Here is a 16,086-nt window from a genome sequence, read left to right on the forward strand (position 1 = left end):
GACCTTCCACGTAAGATTACCTTCAGCAAGGTAAATCTAGCGGGTGAAGAAATCGCGGGTGCAAAAATCCAAATTTTCCGTGGAGAAAAAGTTGCAGGTAATCCTGTGGCTGAATGGACTTCAAAAGCCAAACAATCACATGTACTTGATTTGACTCCGGGAGTATATACTTTCCATGAAGAAGCCGCTCCAACTGGATACTTAGCAGTAACAGATATTACATTCCAAGTTAACTACGACGGAACTGTAACAGTGGTAAATGCTAGTGGAAATCAGGTTGAGTTTAAGGATGGTAAGTTAGTAGTAACGGACCAAACTGAACCAGAAAATCCTAACCTACCAAATACTGGAAGCGAATCTGGACAAGCTGCATTAGCAGCAGGTTTAGCTCTTCTAGCTTTAGGTGCAGGTCTTGTAGCAACTAAACGAAGAAAAGAAGACTAATCTCATTTAGTAGCCAATAAGTACAGTAAAGAAAGATCAGGGATAACCCCTGGTCTTTTTTTATGGTTCAGAATAATGAAATATGCTAAATTAAACTATTTATCAGGATAGGATATGACTATTGCTAGATTTCTTCTGATTTTTACTTATATAAAATAGTTTGGATAATTATTAAGGCGTATCAAACTTATAAATAAATGGAATATTTTGTGCAATGTTTCTTTCTGTTTGTTTAAAAGAGAAGTTGTTCGTATGTGTACACTATACTTAAAGAAACTTCAGTCTGATGAAAGAATTAGTTTTTATGGCAGTAATTTTACACTGTGTCAATATTTTCAAAAGGCAATAACCTCATAATATTACAAAAAAAGTTAATTTTGTTTTATAATGAAATTGAAGGAGGTTTCTATATTAAAAATAGAACAAATATGATAAATATTGCACTTATATATAGTTATGATATATGTTAATATGATGCAACTTATTCAATAACCCTCATGGATTTCAACGAATTCGAAAGGAGATGAGTGTTGAGATTTTATAATCATAGTTTGTCGGTTTAATGTTTTCGGTAATTTAGAAAGGAAGATTATGAAGAACAAGAAATTCTGGTTACCCATCCTAACTTCTCTGGCCTGTTTGCTAGGGATAATCTTTGCTCCAAATTCAGTTCAAGCAAAGGAACTGAAGAACGTTATCAGTAATATTGGAATTTGGGAGGTTGATAATGGTAAGTTTATAAAACCAGATGCGAATGGTGTTTATACACTTTCTCCTGAACATCATAACTACTCAAATTATAAATTCACTGTTGATTACGATTTGAGCGCCTATGATGGTAAATTAGAGGACGGTGATACCTTTACCTTTACTGTTCCGAGCCCTTTAACTGTTAGAAATGAAACTTTTGATTTAAAAGATAGGGAAACAGATCTCGTTATCGGAGAAACTCAAATTGTATCAAACGGGGATAATAATGGTGGTAAGGCAACTATTACATTAAAGAATTTGAAAACCTATCTTGAGAAAAAAGGTGGCTATCAAGTCCAAAACGTTAAAGGAAATTTCTTTGTTGGTTTTAGTTCTAAAAATGAATTAAGCAATGAAACGCTTCGTTTTGATAAGACGGAAACCATAAATGAAATCACCCATCAAATCAAGGTTAAAAAAGGTGATACGGCTGATTATTCTGAAGGAATTGGTCGAGCTAATTTCAATAAATATCATGGTTTGATTTACAAAGAGGATTGGACATCCAAGGCTCTAAATAAGAGTGGAAAATACTTACACAGCTGGTATGTTCGTGTTAATCCGAAACAAGCAGCCTATAATAAAATTGAAATTCATGACTGGGTAGATCCAAATGCTTCGCCAATGCAGATGATTCCTGAAACATTTAGTGTCACAGCAGGTTGGTATGATCAATATTATTACTTTAAAGATGAGGTTGTCTTAGAAGCTGGTAAGGATTACCAAGTAAAATGGAATGATTCTTACACAGAATTTACTTTAACAATTAACAATGCATCTTCAATTCTTGCGAAGAACGGTAAACCAGCAGCATTTCGAATTAATTATAAAACAAGTGCTCCAGCTGATGGCACGCAAGTCCAAAACAATGCTGAAATGAAGGGTGATGACCAGATTTTAACATATGACGACTATAGTAATAAGACAGTCGTTAAGCAAATCGGAAACTCAGTCGTTGCTTCTGGTGGTACAATTCAGTTAGAAACTGGTTACCGTATCATTCTTTACAAGGTCGACGAGCTGACTCATGACCGTCTAAAAGGAGCAAAATTCAAGATTACTCCTCCAGCAGGAGCTACGGCTAAAGAGGAAATTGTAACGACAAATGATGACGGAATTGCTGAGTCATCTATTTACTCAGAGAGTGATATCAAGAAAGGGAACTTTACGGTAACCGAAATTGAGGCTCCTGAGGGATATGAGTTAAATCCTACTCCATTTGAGATGACTGTTGGACAAGATGGAGCTATCAAAACAGTTACAAATAAACGTAGCAAAGCTAAAGCCAAGATTAAAGCTAATAAAAAACTTACAGGTCGTGAGTTGAAGGCTGAAGAGTTTGAATTCACTTTAACAGACCAAGATGGTAAGGTGAAAGAAACTGTGAAGAATGACAAAGACGGAAACATTGCTTTCTCAGAATTGGAATTCGACAAAGCAGGGACTTATACCTTTAAAATTGCTGAAAAAGCTGGCAGTGATACAAGCATCAAGTACGACACTAAAACTATCACGGCTACAGTTACTGTAGTAGATAAGGGCAAAGGTGCACTTGAAGCAACTGTTTCTTACGATGATGAAAAAGCTTTTGAGAATACTTACACTCCAGCAAAAACGGAAGTTCCTGTGAAGAAAGTATGGAAGGACGAGAACAACCAAGACGGAAAACGTCCAACTTCTGTCACAGTTAAATTGCTTGCAGATGGTCAAGATACTGGTAAAACACTTGAATTGACTGAAGCAAATGGTTGGGCTGGAAGCTTCAAAGACCTTGATGCTGATAAAGGCGGCACACCTATCCAGTACACGGTAGTAGAAGTAACTGTTGCTGGTTATACTTCTGAAATTACTGGTGATGCTGCATCAGGATTCACTATCACAAATAGCTATTCACCAGAAACAGTTGATGTAAAAGCAACTAAGAACTGGGATGACGCTAATAACCAAGACGGCAAACGTCCGACTAAGATTACAATCAATCTTTTAGCAGACGGTGAGAAAGTAGCATCGAAAGAGGTTCAAGCAGCCGCAGACGGAACTTGGACTGCTACATTCGAAAAATTAGCAAAATATAAAGCTGGTAAAGAAATTAAATACACTGTAACAGAAGAAGCCGTAGCAGAATACGAAGCGACTATTACAGACTTTACCATCACAAACAAATATGCTCCTAAAGAAATTGACTACAAGGTAACAAAAGTATGGAACGATGCGAACAACCAAGACGGCAAGCGTCCTGAGTCCGTAACGGTTCAACTTTATAAAAAAGTAGGAAATGCTGATCCAGTAGCCGTTGAAGGTAAGAAATTGACCTTAACAGCTAAGGAAAAGACTGATGATAACACTTGGGTAGCATCCTTCACCAATCTTCCACAATACGAAGCTGGAAAAGAAATCACCTATTCTATCAAGGAAGTGGATGTACCAGCTGGTTACGAAGCCTCTGTGACTGGTCAAGTAGTGACAAACACCTATAACCCAGAAACAATTGTTCTTTCAGGAACTAAGGTGTGGAAAGATAACAACAACCAAGACGGTAAACGTACAACATCTGTGAAAGTTCAAATTCTTAACGGCGACAAGGTTGTTCAAGAAATTGAAGTTTCAGAAAAAACTGGCTGGAAGTTCGAATCTAAAAAACTTCCTAAGTATGAGAATGGTAAGGAAATCAAGTACACTGTCAAAGAAACTGCTATGACAGAATACAAAGCAACCATCACTACAGACAAGGATGGCAAGTACACCATTACCAACGAACATACTCCAGAAAAAACAGCTGTAAAAGGTCATAAGATCTGGAAAGATGAAGATAACAAAGATGGCATCCGTCCAGCATCTATCACCGTAAAACTTCTTGCAGATGGCAAGGAAACTGGTCAGACAGCTACAGTGTCAGAAACAAGTGGCTGGACTTATGAGTTCACAGGTCTTGATCGTTATCAAGAAGGTAAGGAGATTGCCTACACTGTTGAAGAAGTGAATGTTCCAGATGGTTATACAGCTTCAGTAGAAGGTTACAACATTACAAATACGCATACTCCTGAAAAACCAACACCTGGCAAACCAAATGAACCAGGTAAGCCTAAAAAGGGTGGGGAATTACCTAATACAGGAAGCGAGTCTAACCAAGCGACTCTAGTAGCTGGAATCGCCCTTCTTGGATTGGGAACAGGATTCTTGGCAAGACGCAAAAAAGAAGATTAAGTTTTTTAAACGGTATCTTTCACGAAATTTTGCAACACAGTTTAAAAGTGGAAACAAGTGTCAATGGAAATTGGCACTTGTTTTTTTTGTAACTAACCCTGGTTCTACTACCAGATACAAGTGGATAGTTGCCACTTACTAAAAAGCTATTGTTTTTGCGATGAATTCCACTATAATAGGTGACAAATAGAAAAGGAGATGTTACATATGATTGAAACAAGATTACAAGATAAATTGAAGTCAGGTTTGGAGGTGGAAAATTTTCAAAAAGATGGGGCTATCTATCTGTCTCTTAATCCAGATTATTTATCTGGAGATAATGCTAAATACATGACCATGTACAACCGTATGGCTCGCTGGTATGATATGAGTGAGAAATGGATAGGACCACTTCTCCACGGCAAGGCAATTGATAAGTTGAGAAAGGATCTGATGGAGGAAATAGAATGGAAGGATAATTTATCTGTTCTTTATGTCTCTATCGGGACTGGTCAAGACCTACGTTATATTCCTGAGACAATCGACCTGAAAAGTTTAGACTTTGTAGGGGTAGATATTTCTATCAGTATGCTAGAAAAATGCCAGAAATCTTGCGCTAAAAAGACTAATTTGCAACTTTTCCATGCTTGCGCGGAGGATCTACCCTTTGCGGATAATAGTTTTGACATTGTCTACCATATTGGCGGAATCAATTTTTTCAATGATAAGGCCAAGGCTATGCAGGAAATGCTACGAGTGGCGAAGCCAGGAACCAAGCTTTTAATTGCAGATGAGACGGCTGACTATGTGGATCAGCAATATAAGAAAAATCATTTTAGTAAGGATTATTTTAAAGATGCTACTGTTGATTTGAGTGAAATTGAGAATGCTGTTCCAAGCGAAGTTAAGGAAAATGAAATGAAACTTCTTTGGGATGGCAAATTCTACGCCTTGACATTTAGGAAATAAGATAAAGTATCTTGGTAGAGCTTAGAAAACAAGGTATGAAGATAAAAACATTCCCTTAGACAGCTGTCTGAGGGAATGTTTTTTATGGGAGCATCATCAATTCGACAACCATAGCAATGTAGATGATTAAGGTAAGGAGAAAACCGGCTCTCCAGAAGAATTTGATGAATTTAGGGTAATAAAAACTTCGTTTTTTGACAAGGAAAAAGACTACAAGGAGGATTGCTAGGAGAGAAAGTGCGACACCAAGTCGCGGTAGAAAGTTGTGGGTAAAGGCTTTAGCAGTAATCAGATAGTACTCAAATACCAACAGTGGAAAAGCTAGATCCGCGAAATTAAATCCTATTTTCCTAAGTCCAAAAAGCTTGGTGACAATAAAGCAAACCACCAAGGTTAATATCAATAATAAAATAGATGCTATTTTCATTAAAATCATACCCATATTGTATCATAAAAAAACGCTAAAGGAAATGAGAAACAAGGGAATTTGTAGGAAAGTCAGGCTTTTGAGATTGTAGGTGTTTTTTGTTATAATGAAAGTTATGAAATCTTATAATACCTTGAATGATTATTATCGAAAACTTTTTGGAGAAAAGACTTTCAAAGTTCCTATTGATGCGGGATTTGACTGTCCAAATCGTGATGGAACTGTAGCTCATGGTGGTTGTACTTTTTGTACGGTTTCAGGTTCTGGAGATGCCATTGTGGCACCGGATGCCCCTATCCGTGAGCAATTTTATAAGGAAATTGACTTTATGCACCGCAAATGGCCAGATGTTAAAAAGTATCTAGTTTATTTCCAAAACTTTACCAACACCCATGAAAAGGTGGAAGTGATTCGGGAACGTTATGAGCAGGCTATCAACGAGCCAGGTGTAGTAGGAATCAATATCGGAACACGGCCAGACTGTTTACCCGATGAAACCATCGAATATTTGGCTGAGTTGTCGGAACGCATGCATGTGACGGTAGAATTGGGCTTACAGACAACCTTTGAAGCAACATCTGAGCTGATTAACCGTGCCCATTCTTATGAATTGTATGTGGAAACGGTCAAACGCTTGAGGAAATATCCTAAGATTGAGATTGTTTCCCATTTGATCAATGGTTTGCCTGGTGAGACTCATGAGATGATGATTGAAAATGTCCGCCGCTGCGTCACGGATAATGATATTCAAGGAATTAAACTGCACTTGCTTCACCTCATGACCAATACACGGATGCAGCGAGATTACCACGAAGGACGCTTGCAACTGATGAGTCAGGATGAGTATGTCAAGGTCATTTGTGACCAACTAGAAATCATTCCTAAGCATATCGTCATCCATCGAATTACAGGAGATGCACCTAGAGATATGCTGATTGGTCCTATGTGGAGCCTCAATAAATGGGAAGTGCTAAATGCTATTGAAACTGAGATGCGACGTCGTGGAAGTGTGCAAGGATGCAAGGCTGTAAAACAGGAGTTTTAAAATGAAAAGACCACTTGAGATGGCACATGATTTTTTAGCGGAAGTCGTGACAAAAGAGGATATTGTTGTGGATGCGACCATGGGTAATGGCCATGATACCCTTTTTCTAGCCAAGCTAGCTAAGAAAGTCTATGCCTTTGATATCCAGGAGCAGGCTTTGGAGAAAACCCAAGAGCGTTTGGATCAGGCAGGTATGACAAATGCCCAGTTAATCTTGCAAGGTCATGAGACACTAGACCAGTTTGTGACAGAAGCTAAGGCAGGGATTTTTAATCTGGGTTATCTGCCTTCTGCTGACAAATCCGTCATCACCCAACCTCAGACTACTATCGAAGCATTAGAAAAGCTGTGTCATTTGCTTGTCAAAGGGGGGCGGATTGCTATCATGATCTACTATGGTCATGAAGGAGGAGACACCGAGAGGGATGCTGTATTGGAGTTTGTTAGCCAGTTGAACCAACAAGAGTATACAGCTGCCATTTATCGGACTCTCAACCAAGTTAATAATCCACCGTTTTTAGTTATGATTGAAAAATTAGAAAGGTATAGACATGGATAAACAATACCTTCGTGAGAAGCTTGAGGCAATGCGCCAAAATTTTGTCGAGTCAACGCATCACGAGCGAGCAGTCGGGGTGCTCGACGAAGCACATATGAGCAAGAAAATGCTTAAAATTAAGAAAAAATTAGTGGCTCTTGAAATGGAACGATGCCAGAAAAAAATTGAGCACAAAGACTGTTCTAAGATTGATCAGAAAATCCAAGAGCAAAAGGAGATTTTTGAATCTTGTTGTAAAAAAGATTAAGGAGGAATTGTGTGGAATTACTCATTTACTTGATTCTATTTTTATTTGTCTTAATCATTTCAACCACGACCAATAAACTTCTCCCTTTTTTGCCCCTTCCTCTTGTACAAATTCTTTTGGGGATTGGGATTGGTTTATTTGTTCCCGATGCGGACTTTCATCTCAATACAGAGCTGTTTCTAGCCATGGTTATTGGTCCCTTACTTTTCCGGGAGGCAGAAGAAGCGGATATTACGTCCATTTTGAAGCATTGGCGGATTGTCGTCTTTCTGATCTTTCCTGTGATTTTTATCTCGACCTTAAGCTTGGGGGGCATGGCTCACTTCCTTTGGATGACTCTTCCTTTGGCGGCCTGTTTAGCAGTTGGAGCGGCACTTGGGCCAACAGATTTGGTTGCCTTTGCATCTCTTTCTGAACGTTTTCGTTTTCCCAAACGGGTTTCTAATATCCTAAAAGGGGAAGGACTCTTAAATGATGCTTCTGGTTTGGTTGCCTTTCAGATGGCTCTTGCTGCTTGGACAACAGGAACGTTTTCATTCAGCCAAGCAGGAACTTCCCTAGCACTTTCTATCTTTGGTGGTTTTGTAGTCGGTTTTGTGACGGCTATGGTCAATCGTTTCTTGCATAGCTTTTTGCTGAGTGTACGAGCGATAGATATAGCCAGTGAACTATTGCTAGAGCTAAGTTTGCCACTCATGACCTTTTTCATTGCAGAAGAGTTTCATGTTTCAGGGATTATCGCAGTAGTGGTTGCAGGTATTTTGAAGGCCAGTCGCTTTAAGAAAATTACGCTCCTTGAGGCTCAGGTAGACACCGTGACGGAGACCGTCTGGCACACCGTGACCTTTATGCTAAATGGATCAGTCTTTGTTCTCTTGGGAATGGAATTAGAGTTGATAGCAGAGCCGATTTTGTCTAATTCTCTCTACAATCCCCTTCTTTTACTGATTTCAGTTGTCGTTCTGACATTCTTGCTTTTTGCGATCCGCTTTGTCATGATTGCTGGTTTTTACTTTGTGAGGACGCGTCGACTTAAGAAAAAAATTCATAAGTACATGAAAGATATGCTTCTTTTGACCTTCTCTGGTGTCAAAGGGACAGTATCTATCGCGACCATTCTCCTCATACCAAGTCATTTGGAGCAGGAATACCCTCTCTTACTCTTCCTTGTAGCAGGCGTTACACTATTGAGCTTTCTAACAGGTTTATTGGTCCTCCCTCACTTATCTGAAGAACAAGAGGAAAGCAAGGATCATTTGATGCATATTGCGATTCTGAATGATGTAGCTGCAGAATTAGAAAAAGAACTGGACCATCACAAGAACAAACTTCCTCTTTATGCAGCTATTGATAATTACCATGGTCGGATTGAAAACCTCATCCTTAGTCTGGAAAATAAGAGAGTCCAAGAGGACTGGGAGTCCCTCAAGCTTCTTATCTTGAGTATTGAGAGTGACGGTTTGGAGCAAGCCTATGAAGAAAATAGAATCAGCGAGCGTGGCTATCGAGTTTACCAACGTTACCTAAAAAACATGGAGCAGAGTATCAATCGGAATTTCGCTTCTAGAGTGACTTATTACTTCCTAGTTTCCTTACGGATACTGCGCTTTCTACTCCATGAAATGTTTACCTTTGGCAAAACTTTCCGTAGTTGGATAAATGAAGAATCTCGTAAACTACTAGCAGTTGACTATGATCAGATTTCAGAGTTGTATTTGGAAAATACAGAGTTGATTATCGAGAGTTTGGAAAACCTAAAAGGGGTTTACAAGAGTTCTCTGATTAGTTTTATGCAAGAATCTCGTCTACGCGAGACGGCCATTATCGGAAGTGGTGCCTTTGTTGAGCGGGTTATCAATCGCATCAAGCCAAACAATATTGATGAAATGCTACGAGGCTACTATCTCGAACGTAAGGCAATCTTTGAATACGAAGAAGCTAAACTGATAACAGCCAAGTATGCCAAAAAACTACGCCAAAATGTGAATAATTTAGAGAATTATTCTCTGAAAGAGGCCGCAAATACTTTACCTTATGATATGCTAGATTTAATCAGAAGAACTTAGATGATGAAGAAAATGACGGAGGATGGAACATGAAAAAGTGGTGGAAAGAGCTGATGGACAGGCCCTTATTGAAAGCTTTTTTGCATTATTATCAAGCATCTGATAGTGAGTTGACCAGTGTTGCGGTTGCCTACTATTGGTTGATTTCAATCTTTCCTTTGCTAATGATAATGGTCAATATTTTGCCTTATTTTCAGATTCCAGTCTCAAATTTCTTACTGACAATCAAGGAATTCTTGCCTGATACGGTGTATGATGTGGTTGCCAAGATTGTACGAGAAGTTCTGACTCAACCATCAACTGGTTTGCTGAGTTTTGCCGTTTTATCTGCCCTCTGGACCTTTTCGAAATCAATGGATTTCCTCCAAAAAGCTTTTAACAAAGCCTATGGGGTGACCAAGAGTCGAGGAATTATCTCCCATCAGTTGATGAGTCTACTTGTTAGTTTTGGCTTGCAGATTCTTTTTGCCTTAGCCTTGTTTTTGAGTATGTTTGGTCGTATGTTGCTCAACCTCCTCAAAACTTACTGGCAACCTGACAGTCCGCTATTTTCCTACCTGCAAGACTTTACAGGCCCTCTGGTCTATGCCTTGATCTTTGCCATTCTGGTTATGATTTATTACTTCCTTCCAAAAGTAAAAGCACCACGAATCCGCTATGTTTTACCAGGAAGTGTCTTTGTCTTGCTAACTCTTATCTTTTTATTGAACATCTTTTCTGTCTACGTCAATAGTTATGTCAATCATCTGGTTGATGTCCGATTTTTCAGTTCCATTATTGTGGTAGTCATGATGTTCTGGTTTATTCTCATTGCAAAGATTTTGATTATCGGAGCAGTTATCAATGCCAGTGTTCAAAGTTTGAAAGATCCAAAGTTTGGTATGGAATAATTAGAAAAATCCCTATTAGGTTTCCTAATAGGGATTTTCTTAATAGATAAACATGGCATCACCAAAACTGAAGAAACGGTAGCGTTCTTGGATGGCATGGTTATAGGCATCTAGGACTAAGTCACGACCTGCAAAGGCAGAAACTAGCATGACAAGAGTTGACTTGGGTAGGTGGAAGTTGGTTGAAAAAGCATCCACAACCTTCCATTCGTAACCAGGTTTGATAAAGATATTGGTCCAGCCAGAATCTGCTTGGATTTGCCCATCAAACTTGGAACCGATGGTTTCCAGTGTACGGATAGAAGTAGTTCCGACAGCGATGACACGACCACCATTTTCTTTGACAGATCGAAGGGTGGCAGCCGCATCCTCAGAAAGCTGATAGAATTCTGAGTGCATTTCGTGTTCGTCTAGATTATCCACAGAAACAGGTCTAAAGGTTCCGAGTCCGACATGGAGAGTCAAATAGACCAGATGGACACCCTTGGCTTGGATTTCTGCCAGTAGCTCTTTGGTGAAGTGCAATCCAGCAGTCGGTGCAGCAGCAGAGCCACTTTCCTTGGCGTAAACGGTTTGATAGCGTTCACGGTCATCCAATTTTTCATGGATATAAGGTGGCAGAGGCATTTCTCCCAGACTTTCCAAAACTTCTAGGAAAATTCCTTGGTATTCAAAGCGGACAATGCGGCCCCCGTGGGTCAACTCTTTCGTAACGACAGCGCTGAGGCGACCATCACCAAAGCTGACACGAGTACCGACCTTGAGGCGTTTGGCAGGTTTAGCGAGGACTTCCCACTCATCACCGGCAGTATTTTTGAGCAGGAGAAGCTCCACGTGCCCTCCGGTCTCCTCTTTTTGACCATAAAGGCGGGCAGGGAGAACACGGGTGTCGTTCATGACAAGGGCATCACCAGGTTCCAGCATGTCGATAATGGAGTGGAAGTGTTTATCCTGCATTTCTCCCGTCTCGCGATTAACGATAAGGAGTTTGGAGGAATCTCGTTTTTCAAGGGGCGTTTGGGCAATCAATTCCTCAGGTAAGTGGAAATCAAAATCAGCTGTATTCATATATCTCTTCATTCTTTCTAAGTTCTAATCTTATCCATTATAACATGTTTCAAGTTTATACGCTCTTTTTTTAGAAATTAAATCGTTTTCACTTGACAAAAATTGGTCTATACCATATAATAAATATAGATTAAAATGGAGGATGAAAAGATGAAAGTTATTAAAGTTGAAAACCAAGTCGAAGGTGGAAAAGTTGCTTTTGAGATTTTGAAGGAAAAATTAGCCAATGGCGCTCAAACATTGGGACTTGCGACAGGAAGTAGTCCACTTGAGTTTTACAAAGAAATCGTTGAGAGTGACCTTGATTTTTCAAATCTAACCAGTGTGAACCTTGATGAGTATGTAGGGCTTGATGGGGACAATCCACAATCTTACCGTTACTTCATGCAAGAAAACCTGTTTAACCAAAAACCATTTAAAGAAAGTTTCTTGCCACGTGGTGTTAAGGATAATGCTGAAGAAGAAGTAGAACGCTACAATCAAATTTTAGCTGACCATCCTGTTGATTTGCAAATCTTGGGGATTGGTCGCAATGGACATATCGGCTTTAATGAGCCTGGCACTCCATTTGACAGTCAAACGCATCTAGTAGAACTTGACCAGTCTACTATCGAAGCCAATGCTCGCTTCTTTGACAAGATTGAAGACGTCCCAACCCAAGCCATTTCAATGGGAATTAAAAACATCTTGGATGCCAAGTCAATTATTCTCTTTGCTTACGGTGAGTCTAAAGCAGAAGCCATTGCTGGAACAGTGTCTGGTCCAGTGACTGAAAGTCTACCAGCAAGTAGCCTACAAAACCACCCTGACGTGACTATTATCGCTGATGCAGAAGCGCTCAGCTTACTTGAAAAATAAAAATTACACGAACCACTTGCTCTTTGGAGTGAGTGGTTTTTTGATTCTTATAAGCTAGAAGTGAAATTTTGATAATTTTGGTTTAAACTATAAAATATTTGAATAAAGAAATTATATAAATTTTAATGCAGGAAAAAAATATAACAAGATAATAATTGAAGTTAAGTATACGTAGTTTTTTTCTTTTATAATTTAAATAATAACTAAAATTTTTTAAGTTTACTTAGTAGCGAAGCTATAAAAAAAGTTGTATAATGTTCTGAGTTATAAAATTATAATTAAGGAGATTATAATGGGGAAAGATTTATTTAATCCACGCCTTCATAAGTTTTCTATTCGAAAACTAAATGTAGGTGTTTGTTCTGTGCTCTTGTCTACTTTTGTCCTTTTGGGAGCAACTTCTCAAGTTAGTGCTGATGAGACGAGTGTGACAAACTCTTTAAACGAGGTAGCTAAAACAAACCTTGATAAAACAACGGGGACTTCTATATCACCTACAGATTCTAAAACATCGGAAAAGTCTGAAACACCATCTGTAGTAGAATCCTCTCAACCAACTAAAGAAACAGCAACTTCAAATTCTGGAACAGAGCCTGCTGATAAAAAGAACAATGACAAATCGGTTATCTCTGAAACATCACAGTCTCCTGTTGAGAAACCAGTTACTTCTCCAGAAGATAAATCTACAGAGAGTGCTAAACCAGAAACTGCAGTTGCTCCAATAATTGCTGAACCTACTGAGACGTCTAGTGTTACTGAACAATCTACACGTTCTCGTAGAGTTCGTCGTGATACCCAGGCGACTTCAGTTGCACCAGCTAGTTATGCAGGTGCGGACGATGCGACTCCTGTACCACGTACATCTAAACCAGAATTGTCTGAATCAGAGAAGAAAGAAAGTACACAATTAGCAAAACAAATTAACTGGATTGATTTCTCTGATACAGCAAGCTTGAAAAACTTAGATCCTCAGGGAGGGTTTAAGATTGGAACTACTTATACGAAAGAAATTTCACCTGGTTATGTAGTTACCTTGACAGTTACTGAGCTTAAACCATTCCACGCTACTGAAATTTATAAAAAGCGTGTGGAAGGAACTTCATCTGCTGGAACTTATGATCCAAATGCAACAAACAGTTATTTAAAAAGTTGGAAAGATTATGGAAAAACTCCACCTCCTGTATCAGGTCAACCTCAAGATAAATGGAGTACTATTGGGGGACAAGGTTTTGATACACAAGGCCATAAAACACAAATTATCGTACCAGTTGATGGTGTAAACTGGGGGGTTAAATTTAAAATAGAAGCCACTTATCGTGGAAAAAAAGTAAAACCAGCAGTTGTTATGGCTGATGGAGAAGATGCTAACCCTGGTGAATATGGTATTTTTACCACTAACGGTGAAGGTTGGGAATACGTAGGAGAATGGATGAAAGGTCCTCGTGCAAAAGGTCCTTACACTGTTACGACTGAAGAACTTGTTAAGCAGGCTGACAAGACAACAAGAGGTGGTCTACTCATCCTAAAAGATAAGACTGTCGATTGGAATAAGTTTTTGAGTCCTGATACAGTTACAGGTGGTCTAGGTAGTCAAGTATTTGGACCAATAGTTTCAGCAAGTAAAGCAGTGCCAGTTGTAATGACCCGTGGGGCTTCTGAGGTAGGTTTTTATGTTGCGACCGCAGGGCAACAGGCACTTATGATGGGATTCTTGGTAGTTGATGGTGGTGATGCGCCAGAAAGTTACGGTGAAGCTCACCATACTATCTCTACACGCGATTCGATAACAAATGTTCAAATAAAGCAACCTTACTTAGGTTCTACAGAAGCAGATATCGATGTGGATTCTAAAAATGATTGGACTTCTGATGATCGTGAGGATGTTTCAGATGAAGGTCCGCAGCAATTGCTAACTGCTGATCAATATAACAATACTAACGACCTTTTGGATTTAAACAAAGCTAAGAATGGCACTTATACCCTTAAGATTAAGGCTAATCCAAATGGTAATGCTAAAGCATATGTCAAAGCATGGGTGGACTTCAATAATAATGGGAAATTTGATGATAATGAAGGCAGTGTAGTTAAAGAAATAACTGCTAATGGAGATCACACTTTAACATTTAATGCAATTCCGAGTCTTAGTGGTGGCTTAGTTGACCAACTTGGAATGCGTGTGCGTATTGCGACTAATGCAGGTGATATTGAGAAGCCTACCGGGATGGCATTTAGTGGTGAAGTAGAGGACATGTTGGTTCGTCGTACTTATCCACCTCAAGGTGAAAAGAAAGAAACAACAGGTCTTCAAGGTGAAACACAAAATGCTACAGTTCACTTCACACCTAAAGGACCAGATCGTTCAGACTTTGTAACTAATGCTAGCATGAGTAGCCAAGCGCCACAGATTTTGGATAATCAAGGAAATGTCTTGACTCCAACAAACGGCAATACTTATGTGCGTCCGGAAGGAACCTATGTAGTGACTACTAATGGAGATGATATCGATGTAGCGTTCACACCAAATGCAGACTTCACAGGAACTGCTGAAGGGATTAATATTCGTCGTACAGACTCAAACGGTTCATCAACTAACTGGCAATCAACTGATGCATCAAATCCAAATAAGAATGACATTTTGAACAATATGGATGGTCGATACATTCCTACTGTTCGAAAGATACCAACATATGAATCAACTGGTGTTCAAGGTCAAGAACAAAACAAAAATCTAATCTTTAATGATGGCGATCCAGATAAAACGCCAGTGACTCCAGATGCTTCACGCCCTGCGACCTTTGTGGATGCTAACGGCCAACCTATTATTGGTAACTCAGTTCCTGCTACATCCAATGGTCAGTCAGTTGGAACTTATGAGTTAGACCCTAACACTGGTCAAGTCACTTTCAAACCTAACAAAAATTTTGTCGGTACTCCAGACCCAGTTACTGTCCAAGTAAATGATTCTAACGGTGTTCCTTACCGAGCACATTATAAACCAACAGTGACTAAAGTGACACCTACAGGAACTAACGCAACGAGCACAGGCCCTCAAGGTGTTCCACAAACTGGTACCCCAACCTTCCAAGGTGGCGATCCATTGGTTCCAATCGATGAAACAGTTGAGCCAACCTTCGCAGATGGAAGCAAAGAGAAGTCTATTCCAGGTCAAGGAACCTACACAATTGCGCCAGACGGAAGTGTGACCTTCACTCCAGATAAACAGTTTGTAGGAAACCCAGATCCAGTCACAGTGAAACGTGTAGATAAGAATGGCACCCCAGTCACTGCAACCTACAGTCCAGAGTTTACGAAAGTAACACCGACTGGTACAGGTGATAAGACAGAAGGCCTTCAAGGTCAAGTCCAAGAAGGTAAAGTGACTTTCACTCCAGGTCATGACTCTGTTCCATTCCCAGCTGATTCGACTCCACTATTTGACAATGGTACAACTGTGAAAAAAGTGCCAAATGTCGGTAAGTTCGAAGTGGATGCAGACGGTAAGGTGACCTTCACACCAGATAAACAGTTCAAGGGTGAAACACCAGAGGTTGAATTGACTCGTGTGGATGCCAACGGAACT

Annotated in this window: 12 protein-coding genes; 10 read left to right on the top strand and 2 right to left on the bottom strand. The window is 39.5% G+C overall.

Features of this window, described 5'->3' with window-relative positions; genetic code table 11:
- From HMPREF2991_RS00010 to HMPREF2991_RS00020, 3 genes are all read left to right on the top strand, one after another.
- Positions 1-444 (top strand): prealbumin-like fold domain-containing protein (locus tag HMPREF2991_RS00010; RefSeq protein ID WP_142350306.1); only part of this gene is annotated, 444 nt, incomplete at its 5' end.
- 591 nt (positions 445-1,035) lie between these two features.
- Positions 1,036-4,398 (top strand): Cna B-type domain-containing protein, encoded by a 3,363-nt coding sequence (locus HMPREF2991_RS00015; RefSeq protein ID WP_070567059.1) that lies wholly within the window; start codon positions 1,036-1,038, stop codon positions 4,396-4,398.
- A gap of 207 nt (positions 4,399-4,605) precedes the next feature.
- On the top strand, positions 4,606-5,346 hold the full coding sequence (locus HMPREF2991_RS00020) for a class I SAM-dependent methyltransferase (protein ID WP_070567056.1): 741 nt from the start codon (positions 4,606-4,608) through the stop codon (positions 5,344-5,346).
- 82 nt (positions 5,347-5,428) lie between these two features.
- Here the strand turns inward: HMPREF2991_RS00020 and HMPREF2991_RS00025 are convergent, their stop codons facing one another.
- Positions 5,429-5,788: a DUF3397 domain-containing protein gene (locus tag HMPREF2991_RS00025; RefSeq protein ID WP_070567053.1), complete on the bottom strand. Its 360-nt coding sequence runs from the start codon at positions 5,786-5,788 to the stop codon at positions 5,429-5,431.
- A gap of 91 nt (positions 5,789-5,879) precedes the next feature.
- Here HMPREF2991_RS00025 and HMPREF2991_RS00030 point away from each other — a divergent pair, with 91 nt between their 5' ends.
- Genes HMPREF2991_RS00030 through HMPREF2991_RS00050 form a run of 5 tightly spaced genes read left to right on the top strand, consistent with a single transcriptional unit; the run spans position 5,880 to position 10,580 of the window.
- A complete protein-coding gene (locus tag HMPREF2991_RS00030; protein ID WP_070567050.1) occupies positions 5,880-6,818 on the top strand; it encodes a tRNA modification radical SAM protein MnmL/YtqA in 939 nt (312 codons plus the stop codon).
- 1 nt (position 6,819) lies between these two features.
- On the top strand, positions 6,820-7,377 hold the full coding sequence (locus HMPREF2991_RS00035) for a tRNA 5-(aminomethyl)-2-thiouridylate-methyltransferase MnmM (protein WP_070567047.1): 558 nt from the start codon (positions 6,820-6,822) through the stop codon (positions 7,375-7,377).
- Entirely contained in the window at positions 7,370-7,624 is a 255-nt protein-coding gene (locus HMPREF2991_RS00040) for a hypothetical protein (protein WP_000361094.1), read from the top strand. Before HMPREF2991_RS00035 ends, HMPREF2991_RS00040 begins: the two co-directional genes overlap by 8 nt.
- 11 nt (positions 7,625-7,635) lie before the next feature.
- Entirely contained in the window at positions 7,636-9,690 is a 2,055-nt protein-coding gene (locus tag HMPREF2991_RS00045; RefSeq protein ID WP_049477701.1) for a cation:proton antiporter, read from the top strand.
- Positions 9,691-9,719: 29 nt separating this feature from the next.
- Positions 9,720-10,580, top strand: a complete 861-nt coding sequence (locus tag HMPREF2991_RS00050; protein ID WP_070567044.1) for a YihY/virulence factor BrkB family protein — start codon at positions 9,720-9,722, stop codon at positions 10,578-10,580.
- A gap of 39 nt (positions 10,581-10,619) precedes the next feature.
- Here the strand turns inward: HMPREF2991_RS00050 and queA are convergent, their stop codons facing one another.
- Complete coding sequence (queA, locus tag HMPREF2991_RS00055; protein WP_070567042.1) at positions 10,620-11,648, bottom strand: tRNA preQ1(34) S-adenosylmethionine ribosyltransferase-isomerase QueA; 1,029 nt, start codon at positions 11,646-11,648, stop codon at positions 10,620-10,622.
- A 150-nt stretch (positions 11,649-11,798) separates the two neighbouring features.
- On the opposite strand from queA, the gene HMPREF2991_RS00060 reads away from it, so the two are divergent.
- Together HMPREF2991_RS00060 and HMPREF2991_RS00065 are read left to right on the top strand one after the other, a co-directional pair.
- A complete protein-coding gene (locus HMPREF2991_RS00060) occupies positions 11,799-12,506 on the top strand; it encodes a glucosamine-6-phosphate deaminase (RefSeq protein WP_000864609.1) in 708 nt (235 codons plus the stop codon).
- A gap of 292 nt (positions 12,507-12,798) precedes the next feature.
- The coding region (locus HMPREF2991_RS00065) for a CshA/CshB family fibrillar adhesin-related protein (protein ID WP_257371821.1) at positions 12,799-16,086 on the top strand (3,288 nt) is incomplete at its 3' end.

It is taken from the genome of Streptococcus sp. HMSC072D07 (genome assembly GCF_001814835.1).
Taxonomy (GTDB): Bacteria; Bacillota; Bacilli; order Lactobacillales; family Streptococcaceae; genus Streptococcus.

Coding starts and splice junctions, on each gene's coding strand:
- HMPREF2991_RS00015 (WP_070567059.1), top strand. CDS start 1,036: ATGAAGAACAAGAAATTCTGGTTACCCATCCTAACTTCTCTGGCCTGT.
- HMPREF2991_RS00020 (WP_070567056.1), top strand. CDS start 4,606: ATGATTGAAACAAGATTACAAGATAAATTGAAGTCAGGTTTGGAGGTG.
- HMPREF2991_RS00025 (WP_070567053.1), bottom strand. CDS start 5,788: ATGGGTATGATTTTAATGAAAATAGCATCTATTTTATTATTGATATTA.
- HMPREF2991_RS00030 (WP_070567050.1), top strand. CDS start 5,880: ATGAAAGTTATGAAATCTTATAATACCTTGAATGATTATTATCGAAAA.
- HMPREF2991_RS00035 (WP_070567047.1), top strand. CDS start 6,820: ATGAAAAGACCACTTGAGATGGCACATGATTTTTTAGCGGAAGTCGTG.
- HMPREF2991_RS00040 (WP_000361094.1), top strand. CDS start 7,370: ATGGATAAACAATACCTTCGTGAGAAGCTTGAGGCAATGCGCCAAAAT.
- HMPREF2991_RS00050 (WP_070567044.1), top strand. CDS start 9,720: ATGAAAAAGTGGTGGAAAGAGCTGATGGACAGGCCCTTATTGAAAGCT.
- queA (WP_070567042.1), bottom strand. CDS start 11,648: ATGAATACAGCTGATTTTGATTTCCACTTACCTGAGGAATTGATTGCC.
- HMPREF2991_RS00060 (WP_000864609.1), top strand. CDS start 11,799: ATGAAAGTTATTAAAGTTGAAAACCAAGTCGAAGGTGGAAAAGTTGCT.